The following is a 17,963-nucleotide window of genomic DNA, read 5'->3' on the forward strand; positions in this document are numbered from 1 at the left end:
CCCGGCATCGGCGCGGACATCAACGCTCGATCGCGTCGGCCCACAAATCGTATTCGTCGGCGTCGGTCACCGTGGCCCGGATCAAGTCGCCTGGCTTGAGCGGACTTTCCGACGCCACGTACACGCTGCCGTCGATTTCCGGCGCATCGGCGCTGCTGCGGCCGATGGCGCCGTCTTCGTCGACCTCGTCGATCAGTACCTCGATCTCACGTCCCACGCGCGCCTGCAGCCGTTCCGCCGAGATGTCCTGCTGGTGCGCCATGAAGCGTTCCCAGCGTTCCTGCTTGACCTCGTCCGGCACGGCGTTGCCCAAGGCATTGGCGGGCGCGCCTTCCACCGGCGAATACTGGAAACAGCCGACCCGATCCAGTTGCGCTTCGCTCATCCAGTCCAGCAGGTACTGGAAGTCTTCTTCCGTCTCGCCCGGGAAGCCGACGATGAAGGTGGAGCGCAGCGTCAGGTCCGGACAGACTTCGCGCCATTTCTTGATGCGCGCCAGCGTCTTGTCCTCGAAGGCCGGACGCTTCATGGCTTTCAGGATGCGCGGGCTGGCGTGCTGGAAGGGAATGTCCAGATAGGGCAGGATCTTGCCTTCCGCCATCAGCGGAATCACTTCGTCGACGTGCGGGTAGGGATAGACGTAATGCAGGCGCGTCCACACGCCCAGCTCCGACAGCGCCGAGCACAGTTCCGTCATGCGGGTCTTGACCGGCCGGCCATTCCAGAAGCCGCTGCGGTATTTCAGGTCTACGCCGTAGGCGCTGGTGTCCTGCGAGATCACCAGCAATTCCTTGACGCCCGCCTTCACCAGCCGTTCGGCTTCGTTCAGCACGTCGCCCACCGGCCGGCTGACCAGATCGCCGCGCATCGACGGGATGATGCAGAAGCTGCAGCGATGGTTGCAGCCCTCGGAAATCTTCAGATAGGCATAGTGCCGCGGCGTCAGCTTGACGCCTTGCGGCGGCACGAGGTCCAGGTAAGGGTTGTGTTCGGTGCTGGGCGGCGCGGCTTGATGCACCGCGCGGACGACCTGCTCGTATTGCTGCGGGCCCGTCACCGCCAGGACGCTGGGATGCACGTCGCGGATGACGGATTCCTCGACGCCCATGCAGCCGGTCACGATCACCTTGCCGTTCTCGGCCAGCGCTTCGCCTATCGCTTCCAGCGATTCGGCCTTGGCGCTATCAATGAAGCCACAGGTGTTGACCACCACGACGTCGGCGTCGTCGTAGGAAGGCGTGACTTCGTAGCCTTCGGTGCGCAGCTGGGTCAGGATGCGTTCGGAGTCGACGAGCGCCTTGGGACAGCCCAGCGAGACGAAGCCCACGCGCGGCGCGCGGCCGCTGCCCTTGCCGTCATCGGCCGAGCCGTTAGCGACGGCGTGGCCGCCGCCATCGCCCGCCGGGGACGTGCCCATGGCCTTGCCGGTCGCCGTGTTGCTGGAGCCGTTACCGGCGCGCGATTTTTCCAGGATTTCCAATCTAGTTCACCGTAGTTACGCGCGCGGGTCCAGGCCACGCGGCGGGATATTCGTTTCGGAGTTCAAAGCGGCGGCATGCCGGAGTCGTCCGCATGCCAGCGCGGCAAATCGCGCAGGGTTTCGGGGTGCAGCATGGCCACCTGCAGCAGCGTCTTGGCCGCGCCGGACGGATTGCGCCGGCCCTGCTCCCAATCCTGCAAGGTCCGCACACTGACGCCCAGCAGCTCGGCGAAGTCCGCCTGGGGCAGGCCGACGCGGCTGCGCGCTTCGCTGATGCGCGACGACTGCCGCCGGGCGGCATGCGCCGGCGGGATTGTTTCGTTCATGATCTGGATCTATTGAGGAATGGCGCCTTCGCTGAACAGGCATAGGCGCCGCGGACACCAGCGTAGCGCGCAATTATACGGCAGTGCCGTAGCCGTCCTATCAACTCACTGGAACCTCATACAGCCCGGAACGGCCCTTTGCGAGCAAGCTATGGGAGGGGGGATGGGTACCGGCACGGCAGGCGGGAAGTCGTTCGCCCGACGGTTGCCGGTGTGCCGGTAGGTCCTGAACATCCCAGTGACGGTGCTCTCTCTTGTGGGATACCTCATGTCGCATACCGATAACCTTGGTGGAACGTGTTCTTCCGATATCCCATTCACCTTTCATCACACGACATTACGGCCCCAGAGACGTTGCGCCTGAGTGTCTGGATTAGGATGTAAGCGCGCGAGTACAAGGATGGAGCCTTCATTTCTCAAGGGCACCCGGTCATGAAGAAAATTTTGCTTGTTTTCCTTTTCCTGCTCGCCTGTGATCGGGCCGCGTTCGCCGAGGTCAGTACGAACACCGGCGTATTGGAAGTCGTGGCTATAAAAGCGAATTGGGCAGCTGATCGCAGTCCCACCACCTACTGGTATACCTTGTCTGGAGATTTCGGTAGCGCGCCGTCCTCCTGTTCTGGCGAATACAAGGTTACATCGGCCGACGTAAACATAAACAATCTTCTCCAGCGGGCGTACCTGGCTGGCTTGGCGATCAAGGCTGGGCTATGGTCGGTGGGCTGCGTGGTCACAACGGTGGAATGGCAGTAGACGCATACGCGTCCTGGCCGGTTTACGAATCCTTTTTTCCAGAGGTGTGTGATGCGACGGGGCTTCTTTGTTTTAGGGTTGTTCGTGGCGCTCTGGTGTTCGCGGGCGCTCGCCGATGCCAACACCAATACCGGAGTGCTGACGGTGCTGGCCATCAAGGCCAGTTGGGCCGCGGACGGGAATAATGGAAAGGCCTATCGTTATTGGTTTGCCGGCGACTTTGGTACCGGGGACGGGCAAAAGTGCAAGGACCAGTGGTGGGCTTTGGCGGGCGATGACAACGTAAATAACCTGCTTCAACAGGCCTACCTGTCGAATATCCCGATCAAGATAGGGATATTGTCACCAGATTCGAACTGCTACATAACGACGGTGGAATGGCAGCAGTGACACGGGTGGCGGTGCTTGCGTTCAGGCGGGCCGCCCTGTTTTTGGCCGACCATAAATATGCGGCAAGCAGTTCCAAGGCGTCGCTGTTATAGCGGAGATAAGGCAATGAAAAGAGCACTTCTTTTGCTGTCCCTGATGGTTTTCTCTCCTTTGGCATCCGCGGATGCCAAGACCAACACAGGCATCTTGACCGTTACGGCGATAAAGGGGAACTGGGCCTCGGACGGCAGTCAGTATATTTACAAATACACGTTCAAGGCTGCGACCGACGCGGATTTCGGTGGCGCGCTACCCTGCAAGCCCGCGTGGAAGTCGTTTTCTCCGGATGCGAATATCAATCGGCTGCTTGATATCGCTTACCAGAGACGGCTCCAATTCAAGGCGGGCATCGATTCATATAGCAACTGCCAAATATCCACCGTGGAGCTGCAGCAGGGCCAGCCGCAATAGCGCGGCGAGCCATGGATATATGCATGCTCGCCCCGAGTATGCCTAGCCGCGGATCAGCGTTTTGTCGGCTACCAGCCTGCCACTCACCTTTGCAACGCGTTCCGCGCTGGGCAGCGTAAGCACTACACCGGTCTTTAGTTTTTTGATATCGCCATCCTTGAAGGCATGGCCGTTGGTTTCGAAGATGGCGACCATCTTCTGATACTGCGTTGCGCCTGGCACGTCGAATCGGTTGGCGATGCGGGTGATGGTATCGCCGAAGAACACCAGTTCCACGGTCTCGGGCTGAAGCCTGCGCGCATTCTGATCTCGCGGTTTTATGTTAGAGCAGGTGTGCTTGGCCTCCTTGTTCTCGATCGCCAGGACTACCGCGTCGGCGGGGCGAACAAGCCGTGTCGTTCCCTCCTTCAGCCGGGAGATGTCGTTGCCCTCGAAAGCGTCAGGATTGGCGCGCCACAACGCCACTGCCGCTTGGCAAATGCTCGCGCCAGGAATCCGTAATCGTGCAGCGACGTTCCATAAGCTGTCGTCCATATTGACGACAGCTTCAGTGCCGGTCTGGCGCCGATGGCGGGACAATGTATGCACGTCATGCGAGGGGGACGATTGCCATCCTGCACTGTCGCTCTGCACCGTCTCGAACGTATCCGCGGCGAACAACGTGAGTGAGGCCTCCCCGGCCTGTAAGGGTCGGGATGTAGGCAAGTCAGGTGTCGCGGAAGATGGGGCACTCATCACGGACGAAATATGCATCGCCATAACCTCATGGAAGGTGTTGAGAGCGCTTTCGTCCCGCGGAAACATCATCGGTTCCTCAGGTTCCCCCGAAGAGTTCCCGGCCGCGCAATCGCAGCAGATCCGCATCGACGACGGGCAGGATAACGACCTTCGTTACCCTTACGCCCACGGTGTCGGTTTCATCATTGGGGCAGTATTTGTCGTCATCCCCGCAGGCAACGCGGAACGTCATGTCCTGCGTGCCGGCGAAGTAGTCCAGGCTGGCGGATGCCACCGTGGTACTACCTGTAAAGTACTCTTCGTACGCGACATTTCCTACCACCGTGCGACCATGCCTGAACGTCTGGGTGACTTTCCAGGAGATGTAGAACTTTGTGAATTGGCACGAGTCATCCGTGGGAAGCTCTATCTCGTACGAGTGGCGCCCGACATCATCGGCGGTACGGGCGGGGACGGTGAAAGATGTGTCGCCACCACTGATCAGACATCCTCGGGCCGAGGTTCTTTCCACCGTATACGGAAATCGCGTGGCGTTTATCCATGTAATAGTGCCCTTTCCAGTATCGCCAGCGGCGTATGCGCAGGAGAAAGCTTGCGCAGCGAAAACGAAGCAGACTTGTATCGCCCGCAGGACTGGACGCATATGTCTCATGAGTTTCCTCACTGGTAGGCCAATAGGAACCTATTTCGCCTTCATTCATCCGGCCCGTCGATGTTAAGTCGGTGCGAATCCTACTGATCAGCGACCACGGTAATAACGTGTCAATAAACGTGGCAGCGCAGAACCCAGGCGGTGATGCTGAATGTTCGAGCCTGTCCAGATGCCCTCCACCGCGTTGGAAAACAAGGCGTGACGGCCAGGGCGCGTCGTATCGTGCCCACTCTATCGGGCTAGCCCGCCCCGGTTCGCCGCAACGCGCCTGGATACCTCCATCCGGCGCTGGAGCATCTCGCGCGCGGAGGCGCGCACTTTCTCCACCAGCTCGGGCGCCGCGACCCGGGGATGGCCGCTCTGGAACGGCGGCGCGGGATCGTATTCCATCATCAGCTGCAAGGCCTTGGCGGGTTCTTCGCCACGGAGCGTGGCGAGGACGGTGAAGGCGAAGTCCAGCCCGGACGTGACGCCCGCGCCGGTGATCCTATTGCCGTCCACCACCACGCGTTCCGGCACGGCCTGCACCCCGAACAGCGCAAGCTGGTCGATGGACATCCAATGGCAGGTCGCCTTGCGGCCGTCCAGCAGGCCCGCGGCGGCCAGCAGCAGCGATCCCGTGCATACGGAGGTGACCAGTTCTGCCCCCGCGCCCTGGCGGCGCAGGAAGTCGATGACCGTGGCGTCCTCCATCAAGGGCGTTTGTCCCGGCCCTCCCGGCACCACGATGACGTCGTACTGCGGCGCGTCGTCGAAGCCCCTGTCCGGCGTGATGACCAGGCCCGTGTCGCCCTTGACGGGCTCCCGGTTCTTCCAGACCAGTTCGGCCTGGCAGTCCGGCGCGCGCGCCAGGACTTCGAATGGCCCGAGGACGTCCAGCGACGTCACCATGGGGAAGACGAGCATGCCTATGCGGGTTTTGCCGTCGCGGTTTTCGGTATCGGTTTTCATGATGTCCACACTGGCAGTATCGCGCCGGACGCGCCAGACAAAATTGTGCCATTTGCGGACATGATGATCGTTGGCAAATCGTGAATGTCAAAAAATGGCACGCAAATGTCCGGTCGCCAGGACGCTGGACGGCGAAACTCGCGATCAGGGGAACCGCTCTTCGGCGGTCTATATAAAGTAAAGGTCGACCATGAAAAGCAGACGCAATGTCCTGCAGATGCTGGGCGGCGTGGCGTTGTTGCGCCCGGCGCTTTCCATGTCCGCCGACGCCCATCCGGGCGTGGTGCGTCTGCTGGTGGGATTCCCGCCCGGCGCCACCGGCGACAGGATCGCCAGGGTGGTGGCGCCGGTCCTGGCGGCCACGCTCCAGGCCAATGTCGTGGTGGAAAACCGCTCCGGCGCGGGCGGGCAAGTCGCCGTGGGCTACGCGAAAAGCGGGCCGGCGGACGGCAGCGTATTGCTGCAAACCATCGGTTCGTCGATGGTCATCTATCCGCACACCTATCGCAATCTGCCCTACGACCCGTTCCACGACTTCGTTCCCATCGGCACAGTGGCCACGGCGCCGATAGCCTTCGCCTGCGCGCCCACGGTGCCTGCCCGGACCTTGAAGGAAGCGGTCGCGCTGATCCGCGAGAATCCCGAGTTCGGCTTCTACGGTTCGCCGGCCTCCGGCAGCGTTTTCCATTTTTCGGGGGTGCTGCTGCAGCGGGCGATGGATTGCAAGTTCACGCATGTCGCCTATCGCGGCTCGGCGCCGGCGCTGGCCGACGTGCTGTCGGGACAAATCCCGTTCGCCTTCCTGGCCCCCAGTGATATTCTGGATCATCACCGCGCGGGCAAGCTGAAGATACTGGCCGTGACCGGAAAGTCGCGCGCCTCGCAGCTGCGGGACGTGCCGACCTTTCCGGAAGAAGGCTACAAGGAATTGGTAAGCCAGGAATGGTTTTCCTACTTCCTGGCGCGCAATGTCGGCGCGGCTACCGTGGATCGCTATCGAAGCGTGGTGCAGGCGCTGGTGAAGAACGAAAAAGTGCGCGGGCCGCTGCTGGCGGCCGGACTGGAAATCGGCGATGGGGATGCCGCGACCCTGGCCGACACCATGAAGAGGGAATATGGCCAGTGGAAGCAGGTCGTCCAGGAAATCGGCTTCGCCGCGGACTGATTCCATCGTCGCGTCACTGCCGGCCATCGCAACCAGGGAAATCGGGATCGTCGTATTCAACGACGTTCTGCTGCTAGACGCCACCGGCCCCGCCGACGTTTTCAGCCGCGCCAACCATCACCTGCGCCGCGCGGACGAGCCGGACCGCTATCGTGTCACGGCCATCTCTTCTTTCGGTGGCGAGATCGCGACATCGTCCGGCCTGCGCCTGCAAAGCGCGGCCCTGCCGCCCCCCGGCATCTGCGCTTTCGACACGCTGATCGTTGCCGGCGGCCCGGGGGTGATGAATGCGAAGCACGATCTGCAGCTCAGGAATTGGCTGCTGGCGGTGGAGCCGCGCGTGCGGCGCATGGGCTCGGTCTGCACCGGCGCCTATGTGCTGGCCGAGTCCGGCTTGCTGGACGGCAGGCCGGCGACGACGCATTGGGGGCATGTCCAGCGCTTCGCCCATCTTTATCCGGCGGTGCGCGTCCATGACGATGCGCTGATCACCCGCCAGGGCAAGATGTTCACGGCGGCCGGCGCCGCCGCCGGCATCGACCTGGCGCTGAGCCTGGTCGACGAAGATTTCGGTAGGGACCTGGCCCTGGCCATCGCGCGCGAGCTGGTCGTATTCCGCGTCCGCGCGCCCGGGCAGGGTCAGCAGAGCACGGCGCTCGCTGCCTACGGCGGCGCCACCGACCGCCTGCGCCGCGCCACCGACTTCATCCTCGCGCGGCTGGAGCATGGCGTCACGGTGGACGAAGTGGCCGAACACGTCTGCCTAGGCACGCGGCAACTGGCGCGCACGTTCAAGGAAGTGTTCAACCTGTCGCCGAACCAGTACATCCGCGCGGCGCAGGTGGATCTGGCCAGGGAACTGCTGTCGGGCACGAATCAGTCGCTGGACAAGATCGCGCTGCGTTGCGGCTTCTCGGGCCGGCGGCAGATGGCGCGGGCCTTCGAGCGGCGACTGGGCGTGTCTCCCATGGCGTTCAGGAGCGATGCCGGGGCGCCGGCGACGTAGCGGCGACACAGCGCAACGGCTCGGGCGCCACCTGCCCCGCCCATGTGCCGAACACAATCCCGACCCGCTATTTCCCGGCCTGTTTGTTCGCCGCCACTTCCTGTTCGGCGCGGCGTATGGTGCCGACCATGTCGTACTGCTCGCCCACCCACTTCTTGCCGATACGCTCGATGGTGCCGTCCGCCATCATGTCGGCAATGGCCTTGTCGACGCTGGCGCGCAGGGACGGCTCGTCCTTGATCAGGGCCGCCGCCGATAGCTGGTAGGTCAGGGGCTCGCCGACTTCCTTGATGGGGAGCTTATTGACGTTGGCGTACTTCAGTCCGCCGAAATGCGAGATGATCACGGCGTCGATCCGGCGGTTGCCCAGATCGGCGAAGACCAGGCCGCCGTTGTCGTAGGTCTTGATTTCCGACCGGGTCAGGTGCGCGCGCGACCAGGACTCGTTGGATGAGCCGGTGGTAACGCCGATGCGCTTGCCCGCCAGGTCGCCCTGCGAATGGATGTCCGTGTTGTCCTGGCGCACGAATATGCGAAAGTCCTCCACGCCATAGGGCGACGAAAAGTCCACCTGCTTTTCCCGTTCCGCCGTGGGTGTCAGGTCGTTCATCACCAGGTCGTACTTGTCCGCCTTCAAGCCTTCGACGAAGTTCTTGAAGGAATCCGCGACGAATCGCACCTGGGGAATGCCCATGCGCCTGGCGACCTCGTATGCCATATCGACGTCGTAGCCGGCCGGCTGGTTGGCGTCGTTCAGGAAGGTCCAGGGCGGTGAGCTCTGGGTGTTGGCGATACGGATGACACCGGCCGCCTGGATGCGCGCCAGCAAATGGTCGCCGGCACTCCATGCCGGCTGGCCCGCCAGCAGCGCGCAGGCGGCCACCAGGGCCGTGCGGACGCGGGCAAAGGTCGAGGTGCGGATATTCATGTGGTTCCCCATGGTGTCGTGGCGCCGCTGCTGTCGCGCGACGGCGTGGCAAGTCTCCGGTATCCCGCCGGATGGGGTCAACGTGGCGCGCCTCTATCCCTATAAGTAGCGCTTATTACCCAAGCGCGCCTGTCGCTTGCCGATGGAGGCGGGCCATTCAAGAATGCCAGCGGACGTCGGCAGCGGCGTCCGTATGCCGGCCCGAGGCGCGTCCAAGGCACGGTCCGCACGCCGCGTCGGGCATCGAACAACGCAAGGGGAGCCCTGCTCATGCATCCACATAAACCTGTACTCATTCCCGCGGGCGGACAGCAGTCCGGTCGCGCCAAGCCCGCTATCGCGCCATACCGCCGCCGGGACGTCGCGGCGGGCGCGACACGGAACACGGCGGGACGCCGGGCGTTCATCGCGACGCTGATGGCGCTGCCCGCGATCCTCATGGCACTGCCCGCGCATGCGGCGGACGACTCGTTGAACGTGCTACGTCAGCGCGGCGTCGTCCGCGTCGCCAACACGCAGACCAGCCCGCCATGGAGCTTCCTGGGCGCGGACAACGCCCCCGCCGGCTACGACGTCGCCGTCGCGCGCGAGATGTTCCGCCGCATCGGCATCCTCAAGGTCGAATTCGTGGCCGACAAGTTCAAGAACTTCATTGAAGGCATCAGCACCGGCAAATACGACGTGGTCGTCAACAGCCTGGCCAGGACGCCCGACCGTGAGAAAGTCGTCGATTTCACCGTGCCCTATGCGGTGCAGGACTTCCGCATCTGGGTCAATCAAAAGAACCAGGACATCCGCGACGCCGCCACCCTGAAAGGACGCAGCGTCGGCGTCAGCGCGGGCACGTCGAACGAGCTCTGGGCGCGGCGCAATCTGCCGGATTCGGAGATACGTACCTACGAAGGCGGCGGTTTCCTCTACAACGATCTGGTTAGCGGTCGGCTGGACTCTGTCATCGATTCCTACGTGCACGGCAATAGCGTGCGCACCGTCAACAAATTGCCCGTCAAGCCGGTCGGCGAGCCCCTGGTGTATTCGCTGGGCGCCGCCATCGTCCCCAAGGGCGCGACATCCTTGCGCGAGGCCATGGATAAAGCACTGACCGACATGCGCAACGACGGGACGCTGGAACGTTACGGCCACGAGTATGTAGGCGCGGACTACGATATGGTGGGCAATATGAACAAGGCAACGAAAGCATGGTGAATCAGTCGAGTACAGCAGCCGCCGCGGGCATGGGAAATCCCGAGCCCGCTGCCAACCCGATCAAATGCGAGATCGACCTTGACGCGGCGGGCAAGCAGGTGGGATTCCTGCGCCTGCCCCATTCCGTACATCGGTCGGCCTATGGCTGGCTACCCATACCCATCGCGTCCATACGCAACGGGGAAGGACCCACGGTCATCATCAGCGCGGGCACGCATGGGGACGAGTACGAAGGCCAGATCATCGTCTCCCGCCTGATACGCGAGATCGAACCGGAGAGAGTGACGGGGCAGTTGATCCTGCTGCCCATGGCCAATGCGCCCGCGGCGGAAGCGGGCATGCGGACGTCTCCCATCGACGACGGCAACCTGAACCGCCTCTATCCCGGCGACCCCGCCGGCACGCCTTCGCAGGTCATCGCGCATTACATCGAACATGTGCTGCTGGCGCGCGCGCGGTACATGGTGGACCTGCATTCCGGCGGCACGTCGCTGCAATATGACGGCGCGAACATGATGGGCCTGGAACCGCGCGACGCCGAAGAAGACGCGCACGTCACCGGACTATTGAAGGCCTTCGGCTTGCCCAGGGCGTTCCTGTACCAGCCCAACCCGGTGAACGTGACCGCGGCCGCCCGCCGTCAGGGCGCCATCTGTTTCCTGACCGAACTGGGTGGCGGCGGCAATGTCGATCCCGCCTTGGTCAAGCAGGGTATGCACGGCCTGCTGCATCTGCTGGGCTATATGGGCGTGCTGCATGGCGACCAGGTGCCCGATGGGCCGCCCGCGCGGGTGCGACTGATGACGATAAATCGCAACGCGCACTATGTATATGCCTACGACAACGGTGTCCACGAGCCGCTGGTTTCCCTGGGCGCCAAGGTGCGCAAGGGCGAACCCGCGGCCTTGATCCATTTCCCGGATACGCCGCAGCGGCCGCCGCAGATGGTTTATTTCCCCGGCGACGGCGAAGTCGTCTGCAAGCGGGCGCTGGCCATGGTCCGCCGCGGCGACTGCATCTTCCAGTTGGCCAGCGAGCGCCGGCCGCTGGTCTGATCGAAAAAGAGGGCGGCATTGTCGCCCTCTTTTTTTCGCCTTGCCGGGGTCTCAAACCACGCGTCGCAGGAACTGCCGGCAGCGTTCGCTGGCTGCGTCGCTGAAGAAGGCCTGCGGCGTCGTGTCTTCCACGACGCGCCCGCCTTCCATGAACACGATGCGGTCCGCCACGTCGCGCGCGAAGCGGGTCTCATGGGTCACGACCAGCATGGTCATGCCCTCCGCCGCCAGTTCGCGCATCACCTGCAGAACGTCATCCCGCAGTTCAGGATCCAGCGCGGACGTCGGCTCATCGAAGAAGATCACCTCCGGCTGCATGGCGAGTGCGCGGGCGATGGCGACGCGCTGCTTCTGGCCGCCGGACAGCTTGCCCGGATAGGCGTCCGCCTTGTCCTGCAAGCCCACGCGCGCCAAGAGCGCCAGCGCCTGTTCCCTGGCCGCCGCGCGTGCGACGCCCTTGACGGACATCGGCCCTTCCATAACGTTCTCCGCCGCCGTCATGTGGGGGAAAAGATTGAAGGACTGAAAGACCATCGCGGTCTTCTTGCGGATTTCCAGCGCCTTGCGGCGTGCGTCGCGCTGCAGCCGGGGACCGGGGTTTTCCACGGCCGTGCCGGCGATTTCGATATAGCCTTCGTCCGCCAGTTCCAGGAAGTTCAATGATCGGATGAAGGTAGTCTTGCCCGAGCCGGATGGCCCCATGATGACCACCACCTCTCCCTGCGCGACGCTCAGGTCGATGCCGCGCAGGACGATGTTGTCGCCGAAACGCTTGCTCAGGCCGCGCACGTGCACCGTACGAAGATCGGGGTTCGTCATTGATAGCGCCTCGACAGAGTGGTTTCGAGCCATGCCTGGCCCAGGGTCAGTATCTGATTGATGATCCAGTAGATCGCGCCGACGATCAGGAACATGTCCATATAGCGGAAGGTGCTGGCGCCCAGTTGGTCGGCCACGCGGGTCAGCTCCACGACGGTGATAGTGGAGGCCAGCGACGTGTCCTTCATCAGCGCGATCAGGCGGCTGCCCAGCGGCGGGATGGCGATGCGCAAGGCTTGCGGCAGGATGATGCGGACCAGCGTGCGGCGATAGCCCATGCCCATGGACCATGCGGCTTCCCATTGTCCGCGGTCCACGCCCGATATGCCGGAGCGGAAGTTCTCGCTCAGGTAGGCGGCGGAGAACAGCGTCAGGGCCAGTAGCGCCGCCGGTATGGGCTCGATGACCAGGCCGATATTGGGCAAGCCGAAGTAGATCAGCAGGATCTGGATCAACAGGGGCGTGCCGCGGAATACCGACACGTAGGCGAAGGCGAACCAGCGTAGCGGTGGCACGCTGGAAATGCGGGCAAGGCAGATGAGCATGCCCAGCAAGCTGCCCAGGATGAAGGAAGAAAGCCCCAGCCCCAATGTGACCAGCACCGCTTTCTGCAGCAAGGGCAGGGCGCGCAGGAAAAGATCAAGCATGGATATACCCCTTTAGCCGCCGGTCCCGCCGGCGTGCTTCTAATGCGCCGCCGGTCTTGCCGGCGTGTTCCCGATATGCCGCCGGCCATGCCGGCGCGCCTTCAATGCGCCGCCGTTCCGCCGGCGTGCGTCCCGCGCGGCCGGCTCAGGCGCCACGCGGCCCGGCCAACGGATTGGACGGATGATTCGCGTAGCCCTGCAGCGCGGCCGCCAGGTCGGCGATCAGCGCGTCCTTGTCCTCCAGCCCGATAGCCAGCCGGACGATGGGCTGGTCGGTGACCGGAAACGCGCGCTGCGCCTGCAGCGCCGCGGGATAGTAGGCCGCCAGGCTATGCACGCCGCCCCAACTGGCGCCGATGGAAAAGCGCCGCAGCGAATCGAAAAAGCCATGGAAGGCCGCTTCCGGCGCCGGCTTCAGGATCACGGAGAACAGGCAGCCGCTGCCGTGGAAATCGCGCTTCCAGACCGCGTGGCCGGCGTCGCCTTCCAGGGCGGGAAACAGCAACCTGTCGACCTGCGGCTGCTTTTCCAGCCAGCGTGCAATGTCCAATGTCGCGGCGCTTTGCGCATCCAGGCGCACCTTCAAGGTTTCCAGGCCGCGCAGGACCAGGAAGCAGTCGTCCGGGCTGACCTGCTGGCCCAGTATGCTCTGGGTCTCGCGCAGCACCTCGTAGTGGCCGTTGTCGTTCATCGAGATGGCCCCCATCAGCAGATCCGAGTGGCCGCCGAACAGTTTGGTGGCTGCCTCGATACTGAAGTCGACGCCATGTTCCAGCGGCCGGAAACCCAGCGGGCTGGCCCAGGTGTTGTCCATCATGGTCAACACGCCGCGGCGCCGGGCGACGGCCGCGACGGCGGGGATGTCGGGCATTTCCATGCTGACGGTGCCGGGCGCTTCCATGCAGATCATGCGCGTGTTGGGCCGGATCAGCGCATCGATATCCGCGCCGATGTCGGGCCGATAGAGTTCCACCTGGACGCCCATGTGCGCCAGCCACTTTTCGCTGAACGTCTTCAGCGCGCCGTAGCAGGCCGCCGACACCAGCAAATGGTCGCCGCCGCGCACGAAGCCCATCACCGTGGTCATCAACGCCGACTGGCCCGAGGGCGTGATCACGCAATGGCGCCCGCCTTCCAGGGCCGCGATCCGGCTTTCCAGCAGGCGCGCCGTGGGCGTGCCCGTGATGCCATAGCTGTAGCCGTCGGGTTGCCGACGCTTGCGTTTGACGAAGTCGTCGAAGGTGTTGAACACGACGGTCGAGGCCCGCAACACGGGCGGGGAGAGACTGTCGAAAGGTTCGTCGTTGGGAAGCGCGAGGATCATGTGGGCATCGCCGGAAAGGGAAAACGAGCCTAGCAGTCTAGTAGCGCCGCCTATAAACTCAACCGCCAATCCCACTAGGTGCATAAGCAAGGCTTATATATGGAAATGCGCGATATCGAGGTCTTCCGTGCGGTCATGCGCGCCGGCACCACCAGCAAGGCGGCCGCCTTGCTGGGCGTGTCCCAGCCCGCGGTAAGCCAATCGATACGCAAGCTGGAGGCCGCTTCCGAGCTGCGGCTGTTCGAACGCATACGGGGGCGGCTGGTGCCCACGCCGGAAGCCCAGGCCCTGATCGTCGAAGTCGACCGCTGCTTCGCCGGCTTCGAGATCATCGAGCACCGCATACGCAGCCTGAAGTCCTTCGGCCTGGGGCGACTGGCCGTCGCCTCCTTTCCCGCCCTGGGCACCAGCTTCATGCCGCGCGCCATCGCCGCCTTCGACCTGGCGTCGCGCCGCGCCCATATGTCGTTCCAGATCATGAGCTCGCGCGAAGTGCTGCAGCAGGTGTCGGCGGGCCAGCTCGATTTCGGCCTGATGGCCGACGAGCTATCCGTCGCGGGGCTGGAGCATTCCGAATTCCTGAGCGTGCCGGGCGTCATCGTCATGCGCAAGGACCATCCCCTGACCGCGCGCCGCGCGATCCAGCCGCGCGATCTGGTCGAACATCCCTTCATCGCCCTGAACCCGGAAGACGCCAGCCGGCGCCGCCTGGAACAGGCCCTGGCCAAGGAAGGCAAGGCCATCCGCGCGATCCTGGAGACGCCCTACTCGAATTCCGTATGCGAGCTGGCGCTGCGCGGTGTCGGCATGGGCATGGTGCATCCCATCATCGGCCTGGACTACCTGGAGCGCGGCCTGGTCATGCGTCCATTGTCGTTGGACATACGGTTCACCGGCCTGCTGGTGTTTCGCCCCGGCATGCCGCTATCGGAGAACGCGAAAGCGCTGCTGCGCGTGATGCGCATACAAATGGATGCCGACCTGAAGGCGTTGCGCCACGCGCTGAGCAGGGCCGCGTCCGGCTGACGTTACGGATCAGCCGGACGCCGGCGCCGCCTCGTGCGCGGGAAACCGCACGGCCAGGTGAAAGCCCCGTGCAGCGGGTATTTCTACGAGCTCGGCCGCGTGCAGCCGCGCGATGCGCGCTACCAGCGACAGGCCGATGCCCGTCCCGCCTTCGGGCCTGCCGGGAACCCTGAAGAAGCGGTCGTACACGCGGCGCCGATATGGGGCGGGTATGCCCGGGCCGTCGTCGGCGATCGACAGCACCGGCACGCCGTGGTCCAGGCCGCACGACACCGTGATGTGCCCCTGTTCCGGCGTATAGCGCACCGCATTGTCCACCAGGTTTCCCAGCAGAATGCCCAGCGCGTCGATGTTTCCCTGCACGGGGCAGCTTTCCGCCGCGATGGAGATCTTCTGCGACTTGTGCGCCGCCTTGCCTTCGAAATCGCGCACCACCAGGTCCACGATATCGGCCAGATCGATGTGTTCCATGGGCAGGGCCTCGTCCGAATCCAGGCGGGCCTGATCCAGCAGTTGTTCGACGATACGGGCGGCCCGCGCCGCGACGGCCTGCAGCTTGGCGGCCTCGGCCCGCGTGGTGTCGATATCGTGCGACGACGTCGCCCGCTGGGCCTGCGCCTGGATGGCGGCCAGCGGCGTCCGTAACTCATGCGCCGCATCGGCGATCAGTTGGCGCTCGCGGGCCAGCGCGGCTTCCTGCCGCGCCAGCAGTTGATTGATGGCGACCACGAAGGGGCGGATCTCGCTGGGCAGCCGATCCTGCCGCAAGGGCGAGTTGTCGAACGGCGAACGGCGCGCGATGACGTCGCGCGCCTGCTCCAGGGCGCGCAGGCTCAAGTGGACCGCCGTCCACATGATGATCGCCAGCAGCAGGAAAATGCCGGCCGCGGCGAATGCGCCCTCCCTGACCCATGCCTTGTAGGTGGCGGCCACGCCGGCCTGGCCCTTGGCGGTCTGCACCTGTATGGTCCCGGTACGGTCCGACAGCGCATACACGCGCCAGGTCTCATTGTCGAATTCGGTGGCGCTGTAGCCCTCGGAAAAACTGGGCTTCAAGGCGCGGTCCGGCGCGCTTGGCGAGCGCAGGATAAGCTTGCCCGAAGGCATGTGCCAGACCTGGAACAGCATGTCTCCTTTCGGGTCCGCGTCGCTGTCCGGCAGGCTGTAGGCCGCGACGGAGCCATGGGGCGACAGCGTGCGGGGGATGGATTCGACGATCTGCCGGGCGACGTCGCGCAGCCTTTCATCCAGGTACCCCGTTTCCGGCCGCTTCAAATCCCAGGCGCGCAGCGAATACCAGGCGCCGCCAAAGGCCACGATGCCGATCAGCATGGCGCATAGCAGCCGGATGCGCAGGCTGTTGTACTGCGCGGCCAGGGTGCGCCAACCCATCATGGCTGCGCCTCGCCGATGCGGTAGCCGAAGCCGTGGACCGTGGCGATCAGCTCGTTGCCCAGCTTGCGGCGCAACTGGTGGACATATACCGCGACGGTATTGCTTTCTATGGTGCCATGGCGGCCGTAGACCGCGTCTTCCAGCTGTTCCCGGGTGACTACATGGCCCTGGCGTTCGAGCAGGGCGACCAGCGTTCGGTATTCATGGATGCTGAGTTTCACCGGCTTGCCCGCCAGCATGACGTGGCGGCGCGTCGGGTCGACCTGCACGTCGCCCATGCGCATCAGCGGCACCACGCGATGGCTGGCGCGCCGGGTTACCGCGCGCAGCCGCGCCAGCAGCTCTTCGACGGGGAAGGGCTTGACCAGGTAGTCGTCCGCGCCCTCGTCCAGGCCCTTGATCCGGTCGCTGAGCCGGTCGCGCGCCGACAGGATCACGACCGGCGTGGCGTCGTAGCGTTCGCGCACGCTTTTCAGTATGCCCAGGCCGGAGCCGTGCGGCAGCTGCAGATCGAGCAGGATCGCGCCGTAGTCGTGATCGGTCACCGCGGCCCGTGCCTGCGCCGCATCGGTCATCCAGTCGACCACATAGCCCGCTTCCCGCAGACCGCCGCATAGGGCGTCCCCCAGCATGGGGTCGTCCTCGATTAGCAGTATGTGCAAGGCGTGGTCTCCGGTTCGGGAATGACGCGCAGATTATCGGCCTGGAATTAAAAAACTTTTAAAACGCCTTGCCGAGAATCCCAGTCCCGGAAGGCCGCCCCGTCGCGCGGCCATGCGTGAGGGTAAATAATGACTATCGGATCAAGGGTGCCGCGTTCCCGCGGCGTGTCGTTGGCGCGGTACCGGCTGCATGCCGCCTGGGCGGGACTGGGCGTATGGGCCATGCTGGCGGCCGGCGCCGTCCAGGCGGAGAACAGCGTGGGGCTGGGCCTGGGCATCGTACCCGAATACCCGGGCTCCAAGGATTATCACGCCAGGCCGGTGCCGCAGCTTTCCTACGAGCGCGGCGCGTTCTTCATCGGCACCAATGACGGCCTGCCGGCGCTGGGTCTACAGACGCGGCTGGCGCCGGACTGGCAGGCCGGCGTCTTCGCCGGCTTCCGGCTGGGCCGGGATGCGGACGATCACGATCACCTGAAAGGCCTGGACGACATCGACGCCCACGCCACCGCCGGCGCTTTCGTGCGCTGGCAGCCGGGCCGCTGGCGCTTCACGGCCACGGCGATCCAGGCGCTGCGCTCGGGCTATGGCACTCGCGTGGAATTGAACGGATCCTATGCCGTCTGGGAGGCCGGCCGCCATGCCGTGCGCCTGGGCGCGGAAACCACCTGGGCCAGCCATGACGACATGTCGACGTGGTTCGGCGTCAGCAGCTCGGAATCCGCGCGCAGCGAGGCGGGACTCGGCAGCTATTCGGCGGGCGCCGGCTTTCGCTCCGCCACGCTGTACGCCAACTGGCGCTATGCGCTGGACCAGCAATGGACTTTGTCCACCACGGTGGGCGTGCGCAGCCTGCTGGGTGACGCCCGCGACAGCCCCATCGTGGAGCGACGCACTTCCGCTTACGGGGTCGTAGGGGTCAGCTATCGGTTCTGAATAATGCGGCGCCGGCTCCGCCGCGTGCGAAAAGGTACCATTACGGGGTTACGG

At 64.3% G+C, this 17,963-nt stretch carries 20 protein-coding genes; 9 read left to right on the forward strand and 11 right to left on the reverse strand.

The genetic code is table 11. The features are described 5' to 3' along the window. Positions 1-19: 19 nt before the first annotated feature. Complete coding sequence (gene rimO, locus ACNA0R_RS01880) at positions 20-1,480, reverse strand: 30S ribosomal protein S12 methylthiotransferase RimO (RefSeq protein WP_415824180.1); 1,461 nt, start codon at positions 1,478-1,480, stop codon at positions 20-22. 62 nt (positions 1,481-1,542) lie between these two features. Continuing rightward, positions 1,543-1,806: a helix-turn-helix domain-containing protein gene (locus ACNA0R_RS01885; RefSeq protein ID WP_415824181.1), complete on the reverse strand. Its 264-nt coding sequence runs from the start codon at positions 1,804-1,806 to the stop codon at positions 1,543-1,545. 432 nt (positions 1,807-2,238) lie between these two features. Here ACNA0R_RS01885 and ACNA0R_RS01890 point away from each other — a divergent pair, with 432 nt between their 5' ends. From ACNA0R_RS01890 to ACNA0R_RS01900, 3 genes are all read left to right on the forward strand, one after another. Next, on the forward strand, positions 2,239-2,559 hold the full coding sequence (locus ACNA0R_RS01890) for a hypothetical protein (protein ID WP_415824182.1): 321 nt from the start codon (positions 2,239-2,241) through the stop codon (positions 2,557-2,559). A gap of 51 nt (positions 2,560-2,610) precedes the next feature. Continuing rightward, positions 2,611-2,949 (forward strand): hypothetical protein, encoded by a 339-nt coding sequence (locus tag ACNA0R_RS01895; RefSeq protein ID WP_415824183.1) that lies wholly within the window; start codon positions 2,611-2,613, stop codon positions 2,947-2,949. A gap of 105 nt (positions 2,950-3,054) precedes the next feature. After that, positions 3,055-3,399: a hypothetical protein gene (locus ACNA0R_RS01900; RefSeq protein WP_415824184.1), complete on the forward strand. Its 345-nt coding sequence runs from the start codon at positions 3,055-3,057 to the stop codon at positions 3,397-3,399. Between the two features lie 42 nt (positions 3,400-3,441). On the opposite strand, the gene ACNA0R_RS01905 is transcribed toward ACNA0R_RS01900, so the two are convergent. The 3 genes from ACNA0R_RS01905 to ACNA0R_RS01915 all read right to left on the reverse strand — a co-directional run bounded on the left by ACNA0R_RS01905 (position 3,442) and on the right by ACNA0R_RS01915 (position 5,740). Beyond that, positions 3,442-4,152, reverse strand: a complete 711-nt coding sequence (locus ACNA0R_RS01905; protein ID WP_415824185.1) for a FimV/HubP family polar landmark protein — start codon at positions 4,150-4,152, stop codon at positions 3,442-3,444. A 61-nt stretch (positions 4,153-4,213) separates the two neighbouring features. Beyond that, entirely contained in the window at positions 4,214-4,411 is a 198-nt protein-coding gene (locus ACNA0R_RS01910) for a hypothetical protein (protein ID WP_415824186.1), read from the reverse strand. 609 nt (positions 4,412-5,020) lie between these two features. Continuing rightward, positions 5,021-5,740 (reverse strand): DJ-1/PfpI family protein, encoded by a 720-nt coding sequence (locus ACNA0R_RS01915; RefSeq protein ID WP_415824187.1) that lies wholly within the window; start codon positions 5,738-5,740, stop codon positions 5,021-5,023. A gap of 190 nt (positions 5,741-5,930) precedes the next feature. Here ACNA0R_RS01915 and ACNA0R_RS01920 point away from each other — a divergent pair, with 190 nt between their 5' ends. Next, positions 5,931-6,905, forward strand: a complete 975-nt coding sequence (locus ACNA0R_RS01920; RefSeq protein WP_415824188.1) for a tripartite tricarboxylate transporter substrate-binding protein — start codon at positions 5,931-5,933, stop codon at positions 6,903-6,905. Further along, positions 6,856-7,911 carry a GlxA family transcriptional regulator gene (locus ACNA0R_RS01925; protein WP_415824189.1) on the forward strand — a complete coding sequence of 352 codons (1,056 nt, stop codon included), beginning with the start codon at positions 6,856-6,858 and terminating at the stop codon, positions 7,909-7,911. The genes ACNA0R_RS01920 and ACNA0R_RS01925 overlap by 50 nt, the downstream gene beginning before the upstream one ends. Positions 7,912-7,978: 67 nt before the next feature. Here the strand turns inward: ACNA0R_RS01925 and ACNA0R_RS01930 are convergent, their stop codons facing one another. Then, complete coding sequence (locus tag ACNA0R_RS01930) at positions 7,979-8,839, reverse strand: transporter substrate-binding domain-containing protein (RefSeq protein WP_415824190.1); 861 nt, start codon at positions 8,837-8,839, stop codon at positions 7,979-7,981. 270 nt (positions 8,840-9,109) lie between these two features. Between ACNA0R_RS01930 and ACNA0R_RS01935 the strand changes: the two genes are divergently transcribed. Next, positions 9,110-10,045 (forward strand): transporter substrate-binding domain-containing protein, encoded by a 936-nt coding sequence (locus ACNA0R_RS01935; protein WP_415824191.1) that lies wholly within the window; start codon positions 9,110-9,112, stop codon positions 10,043-10,045. Next, on the forward strand, positions 10,039-11,100 hold the full coding sequence (locus ACNA0R_RS01940) for a succinylglutamate desuccinylase/aspartoacylase family protein (protein ID WP_415824192.1): 1,062 nt from the start codon (positions 10,039-10,041) through the stop codon (positions 11,098-11,100). Before ACNA0R_RS01935 ends, ACNA0R_RS01940 begins: the two co-directional genes overlap by 7 nt. 51 nt (positions 11,101-11,151) lie before the next feature. Here ACNA0R_RS01940 and ACNA0R_RS01945 read toward each other — a convergent pair whose 3' ends face one another. From ACNA0R_RS01945 to metC, 3 genes are all read right to left on the reverse strand, one after another. Beyond that, positions 11,152-11,919, reverse strand: coding sequence for an amino acid ABC transporter ATP-binding protein (locus tag ACNA0R_RS01945; RefSeq protein WP_415824193.1), 768 nt, complete (start codon positions 11,917-11,919; stop codon positions 11,152-11,154). Then, entirely contained in the window at positions 11,916-12,566 is a 651-nt protein-coding gene (locus tag ACNA0R_RS01950; RefSeq protein ID WP_415824194.1) for an amino acid ABC transporter permease, read from the reverse strand. Before ACNA0R_RS01950 ends, ACNA0R_RS01945 begins: the two co-directional genes overlap by 4 nt. A gap of 145 nt (positions 12,567-12,711) precedes the next feature. Continuing rightward, a complete protein-coding gene (gene metC / locus ACNA0R_RS01955) occupies positions 12,712-13,890 on the reverse strand; it encodes a cystathionine beta-lyase (protein WP_415824195.1) in 1,179 nt (392 codons plus the stop codon). Between the two features lie 99 nt (positions 13,891-13,989). Here metC and ACNA0R_RS01960 point away from each other — a divergent pair, with 99 nt between their 5' ends. Next, positions 13,990-14,916, forward strand: a complete 927-nt coding sequence (locus ACNA0R_RS01960) for a LysR substrate-binding domain-containing protein (protein WP_415824196.1) — start codon at positions 13,990-13,992, stop codon at positions 14,914-14,916. A 9-nt stretch (positions 14,917-14,925) separates the two neighbouring features. On the opposite strand, the gene ACNA0R_RS01965 is transcribed toward ACNA0R_RS01960, so the two are convergent. Together ACNA0R_RS01965 and ACNA0R_RS01970 are read right to left on the reverse strand one after the other, a co-directional pair. Beyond that, on the reverse strand, positions 14,926-16,311 hold the full coding sequence (locus ACNA0R_RS01965; RefSeq protein ID WP_415824197.1) for an ATP-binding protein: 1,386 nt from the start codon (positions 16,309-16,311) through the stop codon (positions 14,926-14,928). After that, on the reverse strand, positions 16,308-16,973 hold the full coding sequence (locus tag ACNA0R_RS01970) for a response regulator transcription factor (RefSeq protein WP_415824198.1): 666 nt from the start codon (positions 16,971-16,973) through the stop codon (positions 16,308-16,310). The genes ACNA0R_RS01965 and ACNA0R_RS01970 overlap by 4 nt, the downstream gene beginning before the upstream one ends. A 129-nt stretch (positions 16,974-17,102) precedes the next feature. On the opposite strand from ACNA0R_RS01970, the gene ACNA0R_RS01975 reads away from it, so the two are divergent. Beyond that, positions 17,103-17,909 carry a MipA/OmpV family protein gene (locus ACNA0R_RS01975; RefSeq protein WP_415824199.1) on the forward strand — a complete coding sequence of 269 codons (807 nt, stop codon included), beginning with the start codon at positions 17,103-17,105 and terminating at the stop codon, positions 17,907-17,909. Positions 17,910-17,963: the final 54 nt, after the last annotated feature.

The sequence above is a fragment of the Bordetella sputigena genome, assembly GCF_965137885.1.
In the GTDB taxonomy this organism is placed as follows: Bacteria; Pseudomonadota; Gammaproteobacteria; order Burkholderiales; family Burkholderiaceae_B; genus Bordetella_C; species Bordetella_C sputigena.

Bases quoted from the DNA above. Each gene is read 5' to 3' on its own strand.
- ACNA0R_RS01885 (WP_415824181.1), bottom strand. From the start codon at position 1,806: ATGAACGAAACAATCCCGCCGGCGCATGCCGCCCGGCGGCAGTCGTCG.
- ACNA0R_RS01890 (WP_415824182.1), top strand. From the start codon at position 2,239: ATGAAGAAAATTTTGCTTGTTTTCCTTTTCCTGCTCGCCTGTGATCGG.
- ACNA0R_RS01895 (WP_415824183.1), top strand. From the start codon at position 2,611: ATGCGACGGGGCTTCTTTGTTTTAGGGTTGTTCGTGGCGCTCTGGTGT.
- ACNA0R_RS01900 (WP_415824184.1), top strand. From the start codon at position 3,055: ATGAAAAGAGCACTTCTTTTGCTGTCCCTGATGGTTTTCTCTCCTTTG.
- ACNA0R_RS01905 (WP_415824185.1), bottom strand. From the start codon at position 4,152: ATGCATATTTCGTCCGTGATGAGTGCCCCATCTTCCGCGACACCTGAC.
- ACNA0R_RS01915 (WP_415824187.1), bottom strand. From the start codon at position 5,740: ATGAAAACCGATACCGAAAACCGCGACGGCAAAACCCGCATAGGCATG.
- ACNA0R_RS01920 (WP_415824188.1), top strand. From the start codon at position 5,931: ATGAAAAGCAGACGCAATGTCCTGCAGATGCTGGGCGGCGTGGCGTTG.
- ACNA0R_RS01925 (WP_415824189.1), top strand. From the start codon at position 6,856: ATGGCCAGTGGAAGCAGGTCGTCCAGGAAATCGGCTTCGCCGCGGACT.
- ACNA0R_RS01930 (WP_415824190.1), bottom strand. From the start codon at position 8,839: ATGAATATCCGCACCTCGACCTTTGCCCGCGTCCGCACGGCCCTGGTG.
- ACNA0R_RS01935 (WP_415824191.1), top strand. From the start codon at position 9,110: ATGCATCCACATAAACCTGTACTCATTCCCGCGGGCGGACAGCAGTCC.
- ACNA0R_RS01940 (WP_415824192.1), top strand. From the start codon at position 10,039: ATGGTGAATCAGTCGAGTACAGCAGCCGCCGCGGGCATGGGAAATCCC.
- ACNA0R_RS01945 (WP_415824193.1), bottom strand. From the start codon at position 11,919: ATGACGAACCCCGATCTTCGTACGGTGCACGTGCGCGGCCTGAGCAAG.
- ACNA0R_RS01950 (WP_415824194.1), bottom strand. From the start codon at position 12,566: ATGCTTGATCTTTTCCTGCGCGCCCTGCCCTTGCTGCAGAAAGCGGTG.
- metC (WP_415824195.1), bottom strand. From the start codon at position 13,890: ATGATCCTCGCGCTTCCCAACGACGAACCTTTCGACAGTCTCTCCCCG.
- ACNA0R_RS01960 (WP_415824196.1), top strand. From the start codon at position 13,990: ATGGAAATGCGCGATATCGAGGTCTTCCGTGCGGTCATGCGCGCCGGC.
- ACNA0R_RS01965 (WP_415824197.1), bottom strand. From the start codon at position 16,311: ATGATGGGTTGGCGCACCCTGGCCGCGCAGTACAACAGCCTGCGCATC.
- ACNA0R_RS01975 (WP_415824199.1), top strand. From the start codon at position 17,103: ATGACTATCGGATCAAGGGTGCCGCGTTCCCGCGGCGTGTCGTTGGCG.